Annotated in this window: 11 protein-coding genes; 4 read left to right on the top strand and 7 right to left on the bottom strand. The window is 35.7% G+C overall.

The genetic code is table 11. The features are described 5' to 3' along the window. Nucleotides 1-119: 119 nt before the first annotated feature. Together U9K52_RS02635 and rpsA are read right to left on the bottom strand one after the other, a co-directional pair. Nucleotides 120-2,717 carry a T9SS-dependent M36 family metallopeptidase gene (locus tag U9K52_RS02635; RefSeq protein WP_322925134.1) on the bottom strand — a complete coding sequence of 866 codons (2,598 nt, stop codon included), beginning with the start codon at nt 2,715-2,717 and terminating at the stop codon, nt 120-122. A gap of 217 nt (nt 2,718-2,934) precedes the next feature. Continuing rightward, the gene (gene rpsA, locus U9K52_RS02630) at nt 2,935-4,731 is read right to left on the bottom strand and encodes a 30S ribosomal protein S1 (protein WP_248392132.1); all 1,797 of its coding nucleotides are present in this window, start codon (nt 4,729-4,731) and stop codon (nt 2,935-2,937) included. Between the two features lie 282 nt (nt 4,732-5,013). Between rpsA and U9K52_RS02625 the strand changes: the two genes are divergently transcribed. Beyond that, nucleotides 5,014-6,291 (top strand): carcinine hydrolase/isopenicillin-N N-acyltransferase family protein, encoded by a 1,278-nt coding sequence (locus U9K52_RS02625; protein ID WP_322925132.1) that lies wholly within the window; start codon nt 5,014-5,016, stop codon nt 6,289-6,291. A 60-nt stretch (nt 6,292-6,351) separates the two neighbouring features. Beyond that, nucleotides 6,352-7,659: a DEAD/DEAH box helicase gene (locus U9K52_RS02620; RefSeq protein ID WP_322925129.1), complete on the top strand. Its 1,308-nt coding sequence runs from the start codon at nt 6,352-6,354 to the stop codon at nt 7,657-7,659. A gap of 77 nt (nt 7,660-7,736) precedes the next feature. On the opposite strand, the gene U9K52_RS02615 is transcribed toward U9K52_RS02620, so the two are convergent. Together U9K52_RS02615 and U9K52_RS02610 are read right to left on the bottom strand one after the other, a co-directional pair. Next, on the bottom strand, nt 7,737-10,199 hold the full coding sequence (locus U9K52_RS02615; RefSeq protein WP_322925127.1) for a TonB-dependent receptor plug domain-containing protein: 2,463 nt from the start codon (nt 10,197-10,199) through the stop codon (nt 7,737-7,739). 333 nt (nt 10,200-10,532) lie between these two features. Next, a complete protein-coding gene (locus U9K52_RS02610) occupies nt 10,533-11,426 on the bottom strand; it encodes an SMP-30/gluconolactonase/LRE family protein (protein WP_322925124.1) in 894 nt (297 codons plus the stop codon). A gap of 229 nt (nt 11,427-11,655) precedes the next feature. Between U9K52_RS02610 and U9K52_RS02605 the strand changes: the two genes are divergently transcribed. Next, nucleotides 11,656-12,000 (top strand): MerR family transcriptional regulator, encoded by a 345-nt coding sequence (locus U9K52_RS02605; RefSeq protein WP_029294276.1) that lies wholly within the window; start codon nt 11,656-11,658, stop codon nt 11,998-12,000. 129 nt (nt 12,001-12,129) lie between these two features. Then, nucleotides 12,130-13,434, top strand: coding sequence for a hypothetical protein (locus tag U9K52_RS02600; RefSeq protein ID WP_322925121.1), 1,305 nt, complete (start codon nt 12,130-12,132; stop codon nt 13,432-13,434). Nucleotides 13,435-13,553: 119 nt separating this feature from the next. On the opposite strand, the gene rluF is transcribed toward U9K52_RS02600, so the two are convergent. From rluF to truB, 3 genes are read right to left on the bottom strand one after another with little or no spacing between them, the layout of a single operon-like run. Beyond that, nucleotides 13,554-14,276 carry a 23S rRNA pseudouridine(2604) synthase RluF gene (gene rluF / locus U9K52_RS02595; RefSeq protein WP_312175808.1) on the bottom strand — a complete coding sequence of 241 codons (723 nt, stop codon included), beginning with the start codon at nt 14,274-14,276 and terminating at the stop codon, nt 13,554-13,556. Continuing rightward, nucleotides 14,276-14,848, bottom strand: a complete 573-nt coding sequence (locus tag U9K52_RS02590) for a hypothetical protein (RefSeq protein WP_322925119.1) — start codon at nt 14,846-14,848, stop codon at nt 14,276-14,278. Before U9K52_RS02590 ends, rluF begins: the two co-directional genes overlap by 1 nt. Beyond that, nucleotides 14,845-15,543 (bottom strand): tRNA pseudouridine(55) synthase TruB, encoded by a 699-nt coding sequence (gene truB, locus U9K52_RS02585; protein ID WP_322925117.1) that lies wholly within the window; start codon nt 15,541-15,543, stop codon nt 14,845-14,847. The genes U9K52_RS02590 and truB overlap by 4 nt, the downstream gene beginning before the upstream one ends. Between the last annotated feature and the right edge of the window lie 23 nt (nt 15,544-15,566).

Genomic DNA, 15,566 nt, shown 5'->3' with positions numbered 1-15,566 from the left:
TTCATTTTTAAAAGCCCGCAAAGTTACGGCTTATAAATGGAATAATTCGATATGATGCGTATAGATAAATTCTCCGGCGCAAGCTACGCTTGCGCCGGGGAATTTTATTGTTATCTGACTTATTTTTTCACTATTAGTTTTGATGTTTTATCAATACCCATTCCTTTTACTTTTACCAGATAAGTTCCGTTTGTCAGCTTATCGGTAGAAATTGATTTTTTCATATCAGGAGAAATTTTATTTTCAGATAAAATCAGTTTTCCGGACATGTCATAAATCTCGACATTTACTTTGCCTAAAACGTTGTCTGGAAAATTAATGAAAAACTCATTTTTAGCGGGATTAGGATAAACCGTAATTGTATTATTGGAAGTATTAACCTCACCTGTTGCCAAAATACAGTCTGCCGGCGTGGTAAAATCTTCTATCTGATCATTAATATTTGTTTTGGATCCTGCTGATGCATTAACTCCAAGCCCTCTTTTCGCAAAAGCCCGCCAGATCATACATCGGTCCGCGCCTTGTGTAGTAGCAAGTTCGGCATTAAGAATTGCATTTCTTCCATCTATAAATGTAGGGTTACAAACCTGAAGTTTCAAAGCGTCTGTTACCAGCTGAAGTATTCTTGAGCTTCCGTTGGTTGTATTAGCAGTAACATCCGATGAATAGCCATATTTTGCTACATATTGCCAGTGAAGATCCCAAAGCACTGAAGCCCATACAAATCCTATTGAATGTACATCCGGAACTATCTGTCCGCTTGAATTTGTATATTCCATACCATTCGTATCACCATAAGTATAATCATTAATTGCGAAATCCGGTGAATATTTTGCCTGTCTGATTCCTCCTCCTGATATAGGCTGCCCTATGGCATAAGTACCGATTCCTCTCGCTACCGATGCATTGTCGCCCGGTTTATTGGTTAACATTAATGCAAAAAAATCCGACCAGCCTTCTCCCATTTGTTCTTTGCTTACAGTAGAACTTAAACAGCCGGAACCTGTCCCCGTTAATCTGTTTGAAATACCGTGTCCATATTCATGAACGACAATTCCATTATCAAAACTTCCATCAGGAGTTATACTGAGTGCAGGATCATTTTTTAAAGTTACATTAACAACGGTATTAACAGAAAGCTGATCTTTAATGTACTCTCCTTCAGTATTCGAGATTAAAACAGAAGGAATTATTATTGAAGCATCTGTACCAGACATGTTTCCAACCGTATTACCATTAGCTAAACTATTATAAATAATGACAGCAGACGCTCCGGCATTCTGGGCATTCTTTACCTTTTCAGTAAAACTGCAGGTTCCCCTTTCTATCAAGCCTATTTTTCCGGTAAGTGAACCTGCGGGTATCGCTGTACAACCATCCAGCACGGAGGACAATTGAACGTTACCGGTAACTCCTACAGCATCCAAAGCATTTCCAAATACCGCGGTTCCGGCTATAGGCTGTCGGTTTACAGCAGTACCCGGAGCATTATAGAAAAAGATCCTGTTTACAGTGGACCAAAGAAACATCTGCATTCTTGGCCTGCTTCCATCAGCCGGACTTGAAAAGTTTGCATTATTTGTACCGCCTCCATCCTGAGCTTCAGCCTGTACATAATCGTTTCCTATACCTCCTAATCCAAAATTCGTATTTTGAAAATTCCTTGCTGAAGGAGTAAATCCAAACGTGTAGAAAATATCATGGATTCTATTATTCAGATAAAATAAATTGGTAATAGAAGCACTTTGATTCGTAAAAGGATCATCATTAATACCAAAATAATAATTAAAATTTCTGGTTGCACCAGCATCCGGGGAAAATCCGGCAACATTTGCTGCGGCATTGTCTTCATAGGCATACACATTATTTCCTCTTGTTATAGTGTACCGGGTATTACCGTCGTAGTGCCACCCTTCCGGAGAAGCAGACAGAATCCACGGGTTACTTACAGTAGACCTTGAGCCGAAAGTAGGAGCTTCAATGGGTAAAGGAAAAATAGTATAACTTGCATTGTCAGGCGCTAATAGTGAAAAACTATTTTTATAAGGTTCGAATACCGGACCTATTAAATCTCGTTGAGAATTGACTGCATCATGAGAATATGCATCATGATGGAAATTGCATGACAGATTAAGATCTGTTTTGCTGATTATATTTCCATTATTAGCGTCAATAAGAATATCCCAATAATGTAAGGCACCAGGTTCCGGGAAAGAAAAATGATAGGCTAACGTTAAAATCCCATTGTCATAAACATAAGTTAGTTTTTGCTTTACCATTTTCCCATTTTCAGGTTCGGGATCTTTAAATTCTAATATTGAATAAGATTGTATTTCCGTTAGTTGAAGATATTCAGAAATTTTTTGTAGTGCTGTAGCTTTTGTTATTGCAGAATTGCCTGATATTGCTGAGCTGTAATCTTTCAGGAAAGTATCTGAATAATAAATAATTTTACGGTCTCTGATAAGCGCCGTTCCTTCAGCATTATAAACAGGATATCCATTATACATCTGCTGAAATTTCACAATTTCACCATTCATCGATTTTGAGTTATCAATATTGTCAATGACGAAGTTGATAAGATCAGATTTTTTGTATTCTCTGATTTTATTTTTAGAAATGTAATCTCTTATTAATGCCTGATTATCCTGTCCAAAAAAAATTGAGGGTAAAAATGCATAAAAAGCAACCAGTAATTGTAATTTATATTTTTTCATAACTTCAAATAAAGAGACCAAAATAAAAATAAAATACAATAAAAACAACAATAAATTAAATATAATTACAAAAATAGTCAAAAATATTATAATTTAATAAATTTTAATATTTTACAAATTACACTTATTTATTTAATTAAATTAAAATTATTCATAAAACGATATTAAAATAAAAAAGCCACTCAAAAGAGTGGCCTATTTCAAAAATATGTGAAGATTATTTACCTTCTTCCATTTTTCTTTTTAATTCTGCTAATGCATCGATATCTCCAAGAGTTGATCTTTCTTCATTGTTTGAAGATGAAGTGTTGTTAGATCTGTTGTTAGAAGCTTCTCTTGCATTCTTTTTCTCTTCATCTCTGAAGATACCTGTGTGAGAAACTACTACTCTTTTGAATTCTTTGTTGAATTCGATTACTTTGAAATCAGCTTCTTCTCCTTTCTTGATTTTAGATCCGTCTTCCTTCTCTAATAATCTTGACGGGCAGAAAGCCTCAACTTCAGCATCTTCGAACTGTACAGAAGCTCCTTTATCATGAACTTCTACTGCTTTACCAGCGTGGATTGTTCCTTCAGCATACTTTGTTTCAAACGCATCCCAAGGATTTTCTGTCAATTGCTTGTGACCTAGAGATAATCTTCTAGCCTGGATATCAAGTTCTAAAACTACAACATCCAGTTTATCACCAACTGCACAGAATTCAGATGGGTGCTTGATTTTCTTAGTCCAAGAAAGATCAGAGATGTAGATTAATCCGTCGATACCTTCTTCTAATTCTACGAATACACCGAAGTTAGTGAAGTTTCTTACTGTTCCTACATGCTTAGATCCTACAGGATATTTAGCTTCGATATTTTCCCATGGATCTTTGCTTAATTGCTTGATACCAAGAGAAATTTTTCTTTCTTCTCTGTCTAAAGTTAATACTTCTGCTTCTACCTCATCACCTACTTTCACGAAGTCACCTGCAGATCTTAAGTGAGTAGACCAAGACATTTCAGAAACGTGGATTAATCCTTCTACACCTGGAGCGATTTCTACAAATGCACCATAGTCAGCAAGAACCACTACTTTTCCTTTTACTCTGTCTCCAACTTTAAGGTCAGCAGAAAGAGCATCCCAAGGATGAGCTTCTAATTGCTTCATACCTAACTGGATTCTTGTTTTCTCATCATCGAAGTCAAGGATAACCACTTTCACAGTCTGTCCGTCTTCAAGGATTTCAGACGGGTGGTTCACTCTAGACCAAGAAAGGTCTGTAATGTGGATCAATCCGTCTACACCACCTAAGTCGATGAATACACCGTAAGAAGTAATATTCTTAACAGTACCTTCAAGAACCTGACCTTTTTCAAGCTGAGCGATGATTTCTTTTTTCTGACCTTCGATATCTGCTTCGATCAATGCTTTGTGAGATACTACAACGTTTTTGAACTCAGGGTTGATTTTCACAACTTTGAACTCCATTGTTTTACCTACGAACTGATCGTAATCTTTGATTGGCTTAACATCAATTTGAGAACCAGGTAAGAATGCTTCGATTCCGTGTACGTCTACGATCATACCACCTTTCGTTCTTGATTTTACAAAACCGTTTACGATTTCACCTGTTTCGTGAAGTTCGTTTACTTTATCCCAAGCTTTAAGCGTTCTTGCTTTTCTGTGAGATAACTGTAACTGACCGGTTTTGTCTTCTCTTCTGTCTACCATTACTTCTACCTCGTCTCCTACTTTAAGGCCTTGGTTGTAACGGAATTCGTTAAGAGAAATAACACCTTCAGATTTGAAGTTGATGTCTACGATAGCCTCTTTGTCAGTTAATCTAACTACTTTACCAACCAATACGTCATTATCGTCAAGGTTGTTTAAAGATCCGTTGTAGATTTCCTCAAGATCGCTTTTCTCTTTTCTAGCATCAGCATCAAGACCGGACTCGAAAGAATCCCAGTCAAATTGTTCAGGTGCTACGTTTTGGTTTAATAATAATTCTGCTGAATTTGTCTCTTTTGACATAATTCTAATAAAATTTGTATTCCTTCTCTTTCAACGGTTTGATAAATGTGAATTGAAAAATACGGAAGTAATTAATTTATAGTTATTTACTTTTCAAACCTTTTCGCCACAAAAGTGGTGCAAAGGTACGAGTTTTATTTTATAATAACAAGCAGATTTTCTTTCTGTTATGATTAAAAAAGTTATACTTAAAAAACAAGCGTAATTTATATTAAATTTTATTTAAGTATTTAACAACATTTATTTACAACAATCAAACAACCAATATAAAAACTATATATTATGAATAAAACTATTTTTTTAATGATGATGAGTATCCTTATGTACGGCTCAGGTACGGCAAAAGCATGCACTATTTTTTCCTGTTCCAGAGGCGGAGAAGTATATGCAGCAGCTAATGAAGATGATACTACACCTTTTAACAGAATATGGTATAACCCGGCTACCAAAGACCGCTATGCTTCTGTTTGTTTCGGAGCACCGGATATGCAAATTGCTTCAGCAATGAATGAACATGGGCTGTTTTTTGATTATGCCGCAGCCAATTATGATTTAAGTAAGCTCAACCTGACAAACCCTTATAAAGGCGATATCATGTGGGAGGTTTTAGGAAAATGTAAAAACGTAAAAGAGGCCCTCATAATCTTAAAAAAATATGATTACATCTCCCAGTCTCAGGTCTTATTAGCTGATAAGGAAGGAAACTCCGTACTGATCAATCCAAAAGGTATTATTGAAAAAAAAGGAGACTTTCAGATCAATTCAAATTGTAATATGATCAATGGAAAACTAGCATGCAGAAGACCTGAAATCGCCAATGAAATGCTCTCGGAATCTACGCAAAATAACATTAATTTTCTAAAAACCATTCTGGATAAAACCCATCAGGAAGGAGAACTGAATACTCTATATTCTACGATATGCGATCTGAAAAGAGGCATCATCTACGTATATCTTTTCCATGATTACAATACAGTATATAAAATTGATTTAAAAGCTGAGCTGAAAAAAGGATACAGAATAGAAAATCTGGCAGATCACTTTCCTGCTTCCTTTGCTTATGAAAGTTTCTCAAAAAATCACGCCCTCTACCTTAAAGAATCTATTTTCCAGGAAATGAAGGATAAAGGCATGGAGCCTACCATTGATCGTTATATTGGGGAAAGCAGAACATCTCCTTCAAAAAATAAAAATTTAGATCCTGCCTTACTGGAAGTCGCCTTACAACTTATAAAATATTCATGGAATGAGCACAATAACGGCAGCATGTGGGACTATTGGTTCAGCAAGCCTCTTGGATATGAAATTAAACAATATAAAGATCCCAAAATTGATGCAGCACAAAGGATTTTAACGTATTTATCTGCTCAGAACAATCCAGATATCAAACTGCAAAACTTTATATATGAAATCTTGGGATTCATTAATCTTGTGCAGGGAAATAATAATTTAGCCAGAGATTTATATGAAAAAGCAATACATAATCCCGAACAGACTTACAATGTTACTCTTGTTCGGGGGAAAGAGATTCTTAAACGGATGAATAATCTAAAACAATAAACAAAATCCCGTCTCTCAAACTCCTTCATTACCGCCATGTAAATTCACTACCTTTGCACCATGGAATTACAATCGATCTACCAAAAACTACAGATTCAGGAGATGAATCAGATGCAGAAATCTACATATAAAGCTACGGAAAATAATCAGGACGTTGTTTTGCTCTCTCCTACCGGATCGGGGAAAACATTGGCTTTTTTGTTTCCTGTTCTCCGAAATCTCAGCAAAAATGCATCAGGAATTCAGACTTTGATTTTGGTTCCGGCAAGAGAACTGGCCTTACAGATCGAACAGGTTTTCAAATCAATGGGAACAGATTTTAAAGTTTCGGTTTGTTATGGCGGTCATGATAAAAAAATTGAAGTCAACAACCTTATTGAAGCTCCGGCAGTGTTGATAGGAACTCCAGGAAGAGTAGTTTACCATATAAGAAATAACAATTTTGATCCGAAAACCATTCAGGTTCTGGTTCTGGATGAATTTGACAAAGCGCTGGAATTGGGATTCCATGATGATATGGAATTTATTTGTAATTCGTTAAAAGGTCTATCACAAAGAATATTAACGTCTGCAACGGCAATGGACGATATTCCTGCATTCACCAGACTTAAAGACGAAAAGATCATCAACTTTTTAAAATTAAATGAGGTAAAACCCGATATTCAATTAAAAAAAGTAATGACCACATCGGAAGAAAAGCTGGACACTTTATTTAATTTAATATGTAAGATAGGAAATAAGAGAACCCTGATTTTCTGTAATCACCGCGATGCTGTTGATAGAATTTCCGAGCTTTTGCATCAAAAAGGAATTGACAGGGAAACATTCCACGGAGGCATGGAACAGGATGAAAGAGAACGGGCACTTTTAAAGTTCAGAAATGATTCGGCAAGAATTTTAATTACGACAGATCTGGCGGCAAGAGGGTTAGACGTCCCAGAAGTTGAATCCATTGTACATTATCAGTTACCTCCGAAAGAAGATGCTTTTATCCACCGAAACGGTCGTACTGCAAGGATGAACGCGAAAGGTTTCGCTTATCTGATCATGACAGAGGAAGAAAATTTTCCTTTTATTAAAAATGATACCCCAGAAGAGAATGTTAGTGGTTTTGACAAAGTTCCTGAAAAAACGCCCTTTCAGACTATCTACATCAGTGCCGGAAAAAAAGATAAAGTAAACAAAGTGGATATTGTGGGATATCTTCTGAAAAAAGGCGAACTTCAAAAAGAAGATGTAGGCGTAATCGAAGTAAAAGATACAACTTCTTATGTTGCGGTTTCAAGAAATAAAGTGAATTCTGTTTTACGAAAGCTGGCCAACGAAAAGCTGAAAGGCAAAAAAGTGAAAATGGAAGTGGCTTATTAATTTATAAAAAAAGTTGCTTTCTCCTGAAAGCAACTTGAAACCAACATTCTATTAAATATGTATTATAAGATACCTATTTAAAATTTTATATTATATCCCAGCATAAACTGTGTTCCAAATATGCTGAAATGCTGCGCATCATAACTTGACTGCTGATACCTTCCGTTAAAGGTGACGGCATTATAAATTTCGTCATACGAGGTACCGGAAGGGAGGTTCATCAACTCCCATTTAGGAATAACATTAAAGATATTCATGACGCTCAGATTGATGGTATTTTTATCATTAATATTATAGTTGATTGCAAGATCTGATGTTACTCTGGGACTAAATTCCAGATATGATTGCGAAGCTGCAGAAGGGTCATTCCAGGCAAGGCTGGCTCCCGGCATTCCGCTATTCGCATAGACAGCTTTTCCAAACAGCGTATTGTTGAGTGAAAAATTCCATTTTTTAATGGCATAATCTATTCCAAATACTGCTTTTAAAGAAGGTCTTGATGTAGTTGCAAGCGCTTCTTCCGTTCTATTGAAAGGAGCTACAAGGTTTAATCCATCCAACTTGCTTGAATTCTTTGTAATTTCAGAGTGATTAATATTCATTGCCAGGTTGAGAGCCATCTTTCCTGTAGCTATATTAATATTTCTGTAATTTGCAACAAGGTCAACACCTAAAGTATTGGTATCTACTCCATTAATAAAGAAGCTTGCTGCCGTAACGTTGGAAATTCCAATTGCTGATAACGGGCTTAAAATAGTTGCCTGGTCACTCATTCTGGAGCTCAATAAAATTCTGTCATAAAGCTTAATCAGATAACCGTCTATGGTAATTGAGAAATTTTTATTGGGCTGAATACCAAGTCCAAAAGTGAAGTTTAGGGATTTTTCGGCATCAAGACTAGGAATTCCTACCGCTTTGGCCTCTTTTCCGACATTATTAAAAAGCCCTTCCGATACAATGGTTCCGTTTGAAAAAACATTCTGAATAGTTGACAGATAAACCTGTTGAAGGGACGGAGCCTTAAATCCTGTAGACGCAGAAGCTCTTGCTATCAATTTTTTTCCTATAATATTCTGTTTAGCACTTACCTTCCACACCAATGCATTTCCAAAATCACTGTAATTTTCAAAGCGTGCTGTAGCAATAAGCGAAGTAGCATCAGAAATATCAAATGCCGCATCTGCATATACACCAACATTATATCGTGAAAATATTCCAGCATCATCCTGAGAAATCCCCGGAAAAGATATGGCTCCCGTCTGATAATAGGAAGCATAATCCCCGGCATAGATTTCATACTCTTCTCTTCTTGCTTCCGTACCAAAAGCCAATGCCACACTTTCTGAAAACCTTTTTGAAACATCTATATTACCCACAATATTATTGAATCTAAAACCACCGGGCTTAAAATTAATAGGACTGGATGCTCCTAAAGAGGAGTTAAAAGTATTTCCAACCGTATATAAAATCTTATTGCCTCCAAAGGTAGCGCTCATATCTATATTCCAGTCATTTTCAGTTTTGTTTTTATACCCGAGCGTAGCTCCATAATCCGTGAGATCACCAATAAAAGTCGGAGTAAATCCATCCGGTGAATTAATCACATTATTAGGATTCACCCAATAAGGAGTTCTGTGATTAGCAAAGCTATTCACCTTTTTTACTGCCAGTGAAGCATTAGCATAAAGACTTGAATGTTCAGACAAGATTACGGATGAGTTTACAAGAAAACTTATATTGCTTTTTTTAGGGTAAGCATTCTTATTTTGCGCATCTGGATATTTTGCGAGGTATGCATTTACCACATTTTGATCAGCCCCGAAAGTTTGTGCCTCCCAATAAGGATTTACATTTCCGTTTCTGTAGGCATAATCATTATTTTGAATATTTGACGAAAAAGTGACAAATCCTCCGTTTTTAAATGTTGTTCCGGTAATGATATTAAAGTTTTGAGAAAATCCGTCGCCTTTGGAAAACATTCCGAAATTCGCGTTGGCCTCAGTAAAATCTATTTTATCCTTTAAGATAATATTGATAACACCTGCAATTGCATCAGAGCCATATTGTGCAGAAGCTCCATCGCGAAGAATCTCTATCTTTTTTATAGCAATACTGGGAATAGCGGAAAGATCGGTTCCCGTTTCACCTTTTCCAATTGTATTTTGAGTAAAAATTAAAGAAGACTGATTTTTTCTTTTTCCGTTTATAAGAACAAGTGTTCTGGAAGACCCCATGTTTCTTATTTCAAAAGGATCAAGCAATGAAGTAGCATCCTGCACTGCAGCACTTGTAGAATTAAAGGAAGGGATTCTATACTGTAGAGTCTGCCCTAACGGAGTATATCCGGACGACTTAATAATAGATGCATCAATATTATCAATCGGAAGGGGCGTAGTTACACTTGATCTTGGAGCGGCTCTCGTGCCGACCATAACAAGCTCATCAATTTTGGTGGTTGCCACCGAGTCTTTCTCCTGTGCTTTTAATAAGCCTACGGAGCATATCAAAAATGCAACCGCAACATAATTTTTTTTCATCATTCAGTTTTTTTAGTCAATTTAAAGTAATATATTGAATAATATTTAAATTTATACATAATAAATTATCAATTATACAATACGAAATTTTAATAAATTATTTAAAACTTAAAGAAAAATTTATTTTTTTTCCAATAATTCTATTTTAGTAAAATTATTATCACCATTTAATGATATATGATTAATCTTTTTTTTGATATGCCATGCATATAAATTTTATCAATAAATATATTTCTTGTTACATTTGCTCTTTTGGTGTTAAGAATATCCAATAAAAAAACCTTGTCATTCCGACAAGGTTGGTAATTTATTAAATGTATTAGCCAAAAATGATATCTATCTTACACCCGTTACTTTTGTAGGAAGAATGTATACTGATTTGGAAGCCGTTATAAATAATACATTATTATCCTTACCTCCGAATGTCACATTTCCTGTCCAGTCCTCATCAATAGGAATATGGTAAATCTTTTTTCCTTCATGATTGAAAACATGAACCCCATTTCCGGTAAGATAAAGGTTTCCGTGCTTATCGATCGTCATACCATCGGAGCCCATCTCACAGAAAAGTTTCTTTTCAGATAATTTTCCTTCACCCAGCATATCATAAACATATGTTTTTCCGGCATCAATATCTGATACATACAATTTTTTGAATTTTTCACTGCCAACAATTCCATTCGGCTGCGTAAAGGTTTCAATTTTTGTTACGGCACCATCTTTATTCCTGTAATACAAACTCTTATGAGGTGTTTCCTTCTTAAAACCGATCCAGTAATCTCTTTCATATAAAGGATCCGTAAAGTACATTCCACCGAATTTATCATTCCATACATCATTAGGACCATTCAGTCTTTTGCCTTCTACATTTGTCAGCAAGACTTCAATCTTTTTATCTTTTGAAATTTTCCAGATCTCTCCTTTATTATCCGAGCAGGTGATAAGATTATCATCTTTGTCGAAATGAGTACCATTGGCTCTTCCCGTATTATTTAGAAACTCAACAATCTGGTTGGTTTTCCAATCCCAGTAATAAATCTTATCGTTGGGCTGATCGGTAAAATAAACATTTCCTTCTTTATCCGAAGAAGGTCCTTCTGTAAAAGTAAACTGATCCGAAATTTTTTTCGGCTGTACGTCTTCATAAAACATAGTATTGGTATTTACTGATTTGCAGTTGAGTACTACTAAAACCAAACCAATAGGGACAAACCGCAGAATATTTTTCATACAACATTAATTTTAATGGCACAATTTACGATTTGTACAATCAGATTCAAAGTTATTTTCTCATTTGCAGACATTAATAACGGATCCATTGCAGTTATTTAGTTTTTTACTGGACTGAAAATAAAAACGCTGACTAAGAATGATTTTTACCCCGTGATCCAACTTTTCCGGAAGTGTTTTGCTGATGAGATTTAAAAAATTTTTATCTTTGAAAATTAGGATTCTAAAAATGAAGATAAATTTACCAGATAAGCTGTATTATTCCATAGGAGAAGTTGCGAAAGCATTTGATGTAAACACTTCATTAATAAGATACTGGGAACAGGAATTCCCTATCATTAAGCCTAAAAAGAACAAAAAGGGCAACCGTTATTTCACTCCCGAAGACATCAAAAATCTTCAGATCATCTATCATCTGGTTAAAGAAAAAGGTTACACGCTCGACGGCGCCAAAATTGCCCTTACCACCAACAGCAAAATCTCGGAAACAATTACATTAATCGACAGGCTTGAATTTGTAAAAGCTGAACTGTTGAAACTTAAAGATTCTTTGGTGGAAAAAGATTCGGAATAAGTAAAATTTGAAGTTGATTTTCTTTTTATCAGGATATTTTTCAATCATTTTCCTGAATTTATATTCTGAAATCATCCAATTGCAATCCGCTCATTGTTAATAACTGACAGAATTGTTAAGTTTGCGGCGATGAAAAAAAATTATTACCAACAGCTTGCATTCATGGGAATGCTGCTGATTATTTTGTTTGGATTTCAAAAATACAGGAGCAAAGAAAAGGAAAACTTCTCCGATGTGCATTTTATCGTCAATAATACAACTGCTCTACATTTGGCAGAATTTGATCCGAATGATCTTGATGAAAAGCAATGGCAACATTTAGGGTTCACTAAAAAGCAGACGGCAACCATTTTTAATTATAAAAAAATAGTAGGCGGAAAATTTCTTTCTAAAGAACAATTTAAAAAATGCTTTGCGGTCTCGGAAGAAAAATTTTCAGAACTGGAACCGTACATATTATTGCCTGAAAACAACAGGGAAGCAAACATGAACGGTTTTGCTCATTTTAAAAAGAAATCAATAACGGTTTCACAAAAATTTAATCCCGATTTTTATGCTGTAGCTGACTGGATAAAGCTTGGATTTTCAGAGCGGCAGGCGGAAGCTATTGTTAAATATAAAAACTATCTGGGAGGAAGTTTTGTAAGCAAAGAAAAATTCAAAGAGTGTTTTATTATTAGCGAAGAAAATTATCAAAAGTTATCATCTTATCTTATTCTTCCTGAAAAAACACCTGCCGGATTTAATTATTACAAGAATAATTCAATTTCCGGAAAAACTAAAATTCAATACCGTCCTTTCGATCCGAATCTATTAGACACCGACGGCTGGAAATTGCTGGGCTTTTCTGATAAGCAGTCACAGATTATTGTCAATTACCGTGAACGGAATTTAAAGGGAAGCTTTAAAAACCTCGAAGATATTCAGAAATGTTTTGTAATATCCACTGAGAAATTTGAGGAACTGAAGCCGTTTATCAGATTAAATCAAGAATCCATTGCAGCCCGGCACAATACTGTACCGTCTGAAATTAAACAGCAGGAAAAAACAGACTTTTCTAAAGTTGATCTGAATTCGATTACTTTCAGACAGCTTTTAGAATTTGGATTCGATGAAAAAGCAGCCGGCTCTATGATTGGTTTCAGGAAAAAACTGGGTGGATTTATGAATAAGGAGCAGATATTAACAACGTATAACATCGATATACCATTAATGGAGAAACTGCTTTCCACAGCTCAGCTTAACACATCGAATGTTATAAAATATACCTTGACCGAAGCGCCGGAAGAATGGCTTAAAAGCCATCCCTATTTTAAATATTCCGCAGATAAAATTATTTTCTACAGGCTTACCGAAAAAGATGAAAAGAAATTGTGGAAACTTTTAAAGATCAAACCGGAATATGAGGCTAAAATGAAACTTTATCTTAAATGAGTTAAAAACTACTAAGTTAAATTATGGAAATATATACACAGCGTCGGGCTTTAGTCCCGATGTTTCAATAGGGACAAAATAAAGGCTTAGCTAAAACTTAAAATAGTTAACCTTACAATTTAATCAAAAGTTTTACTGGAACCTTCAACCAGTTTTTGAAGTGATGATAATTCCTCTTCTGTCAGATCTCTCCATTTTCCAATAGGCAGATCCAGTTTAATATTCAAAACACGTATCCTTTTGAGTTTTTTCACTTCATACCCGAGGTATTCGCACATCCTTCGGATCTGGCGGTTTAGTCCCTGTGTAAGAACAATCCGGAAGTTCATTTCATCAATTTTTTCAACCTCACATTTTTTGGTTACCGTGTCTAAAATCGGTACACCATTTCTCATTTTTTCGAGAAATTTCGGCGTAATCGGCTTATCGACCCGTACGATATATTCTTTCCCGTGGTTATTTCTTGAACGCAGGATTTTATTAACAATATCGCCGTCACTCGTCAGAAGAATCAGGCCTTCACTTGGTTTATCAAGCCTTCCGATGGGAAAAATTCTTTTCGGGTGGCTGATGTAATCGATGATATTATTTTTCTCTCTTTTGGTATCTGTCGTACAAACGATTCCTACAGGCTTATTAAATGCAATATACACATGGTCTTCCTGCGGCTCACGGATCGGCTTTCCATCTACTTCAATCACGTCTTCATCGGAAACTTTCGTTCCCATCTCCGGAATTTTTCCGTTAATCTTGATTCTCCCTTCTTCCAGAAGCTTATCTGCTGCTCTTCTGGAGCAGTATCCAACTTCCGATAAATATTTATTAATGCGTGTTTTTTCCATTAATCTTCTCCGTATCCTGTATAATTTTTATTACTGAAAATCGTCACCCCATAGCTTATACCGATAAAAAATGGATTTGAATTCCCTAATTTATAACTCTCCAGGAAAATACCTCCTTCCTGGCTGATCCTTTTTGAATAAGAAACCTGTATTCCCAATCTTCCACCCCAAAATTCAGCATCGGAAACTGCCGAATGATTCAGTTGCTTTCCATAATTCAGTTCAATATAAAATGGCCTGTCGCCGGGATCAAAAATAAATTTCGGCTGTACCATCAGATAAATCAGATGATAGTTGTCCTGAATAAAACTATATCTGAACCCTGTTCCTAAAGCAAAGTTAGGAAGAAAATTATAACCGCCTATCGCCGTAATGCCATACATGATTTTCTGTGGCGGCTGTGAAGTGATATATTGCGTATTGTTGGGAATTTCTTTCTCTTTATTTAATTTAAAACCAAGATGCAGGGAGGGGTTAAAATAAAATCCCATCGTCTGTTTGGCAGCTTTGGTTTCCTGAGAAAAAGCTTTTAAAAAAGAAAGTAAGGCAAATGCTATTATTAATTTTTTCATGACAGATTAAATCTAAAATCATTTTCCAGAAAATCAGAAGTTGCGTCCTCAATCTTGTAATCCCCGATTTTGGTTCTTCTCAACTGTGTAAGATATGCTCCAACTCCCAGTTCCTGCCCAATGTCATGTGCAAGGCTTCTGATGTAAGTACCTTTTGAACAGCCTACGGTAAAACTCACCAGCGGAAGGTCAATTTTAATTTCATTGATATAAAAAATAGTTGTTTTCCGGGATTTCATTTCAACTTCCTCACCTGCTCTGGCCAGGTCATATGCTCTTTTCCCTTCAATTTTTATAGCGGAAAAAACCGGCGGAATCTGGTCTATTTCACCCATAAATTTTTCTAATGCGCTATGAATTTGTTCTTCCGTAATATGCGAAATATCCTGGTGAAGAATTTCCGGCTTTTCTGTATCGTAGGATTCGGTCTGAACACCTATCTTAATTTCCGTCCAGTATTCTTTCGGTGCGTCCTGGATTTCAGGAATTTTTTTCGTGAATTTTCCACAACATACAATCAGAAGTCCGGTCGCTCTCGGATCTAATGTTCCTGCGTGGCCGATCTTAAATTTTTTTGGGAGGTTAAATTCTCTTTTGAGTTTATATTTCATTTTATTGACCGCCTGAAAAGAGGTCCAATCCAAAGGTTTGTCCAATAAAAATAGATGTCCTGACTGTAAGTCTTCAGCTGTCATGGTCGATGGATAATAAGTAATGG

Origin of the sequence: Chryseobacterium sp. MHB01 (genome assembly GCF_034651565.1) — a bacterium.
In the GTDB taxonomy this organism is placed as follows: Bacteria; Bacteroidota; Bacteroidia; order Flavobacteriales; family Weeksellaceae; genus Chryseobacterium; species Chryseobacterium nepalense.
The sequence above is the reverse complement of the archived record's forward strand: the minus strand, read 5'-3'. Positions and strand labels throughout refer to the sequence as shown.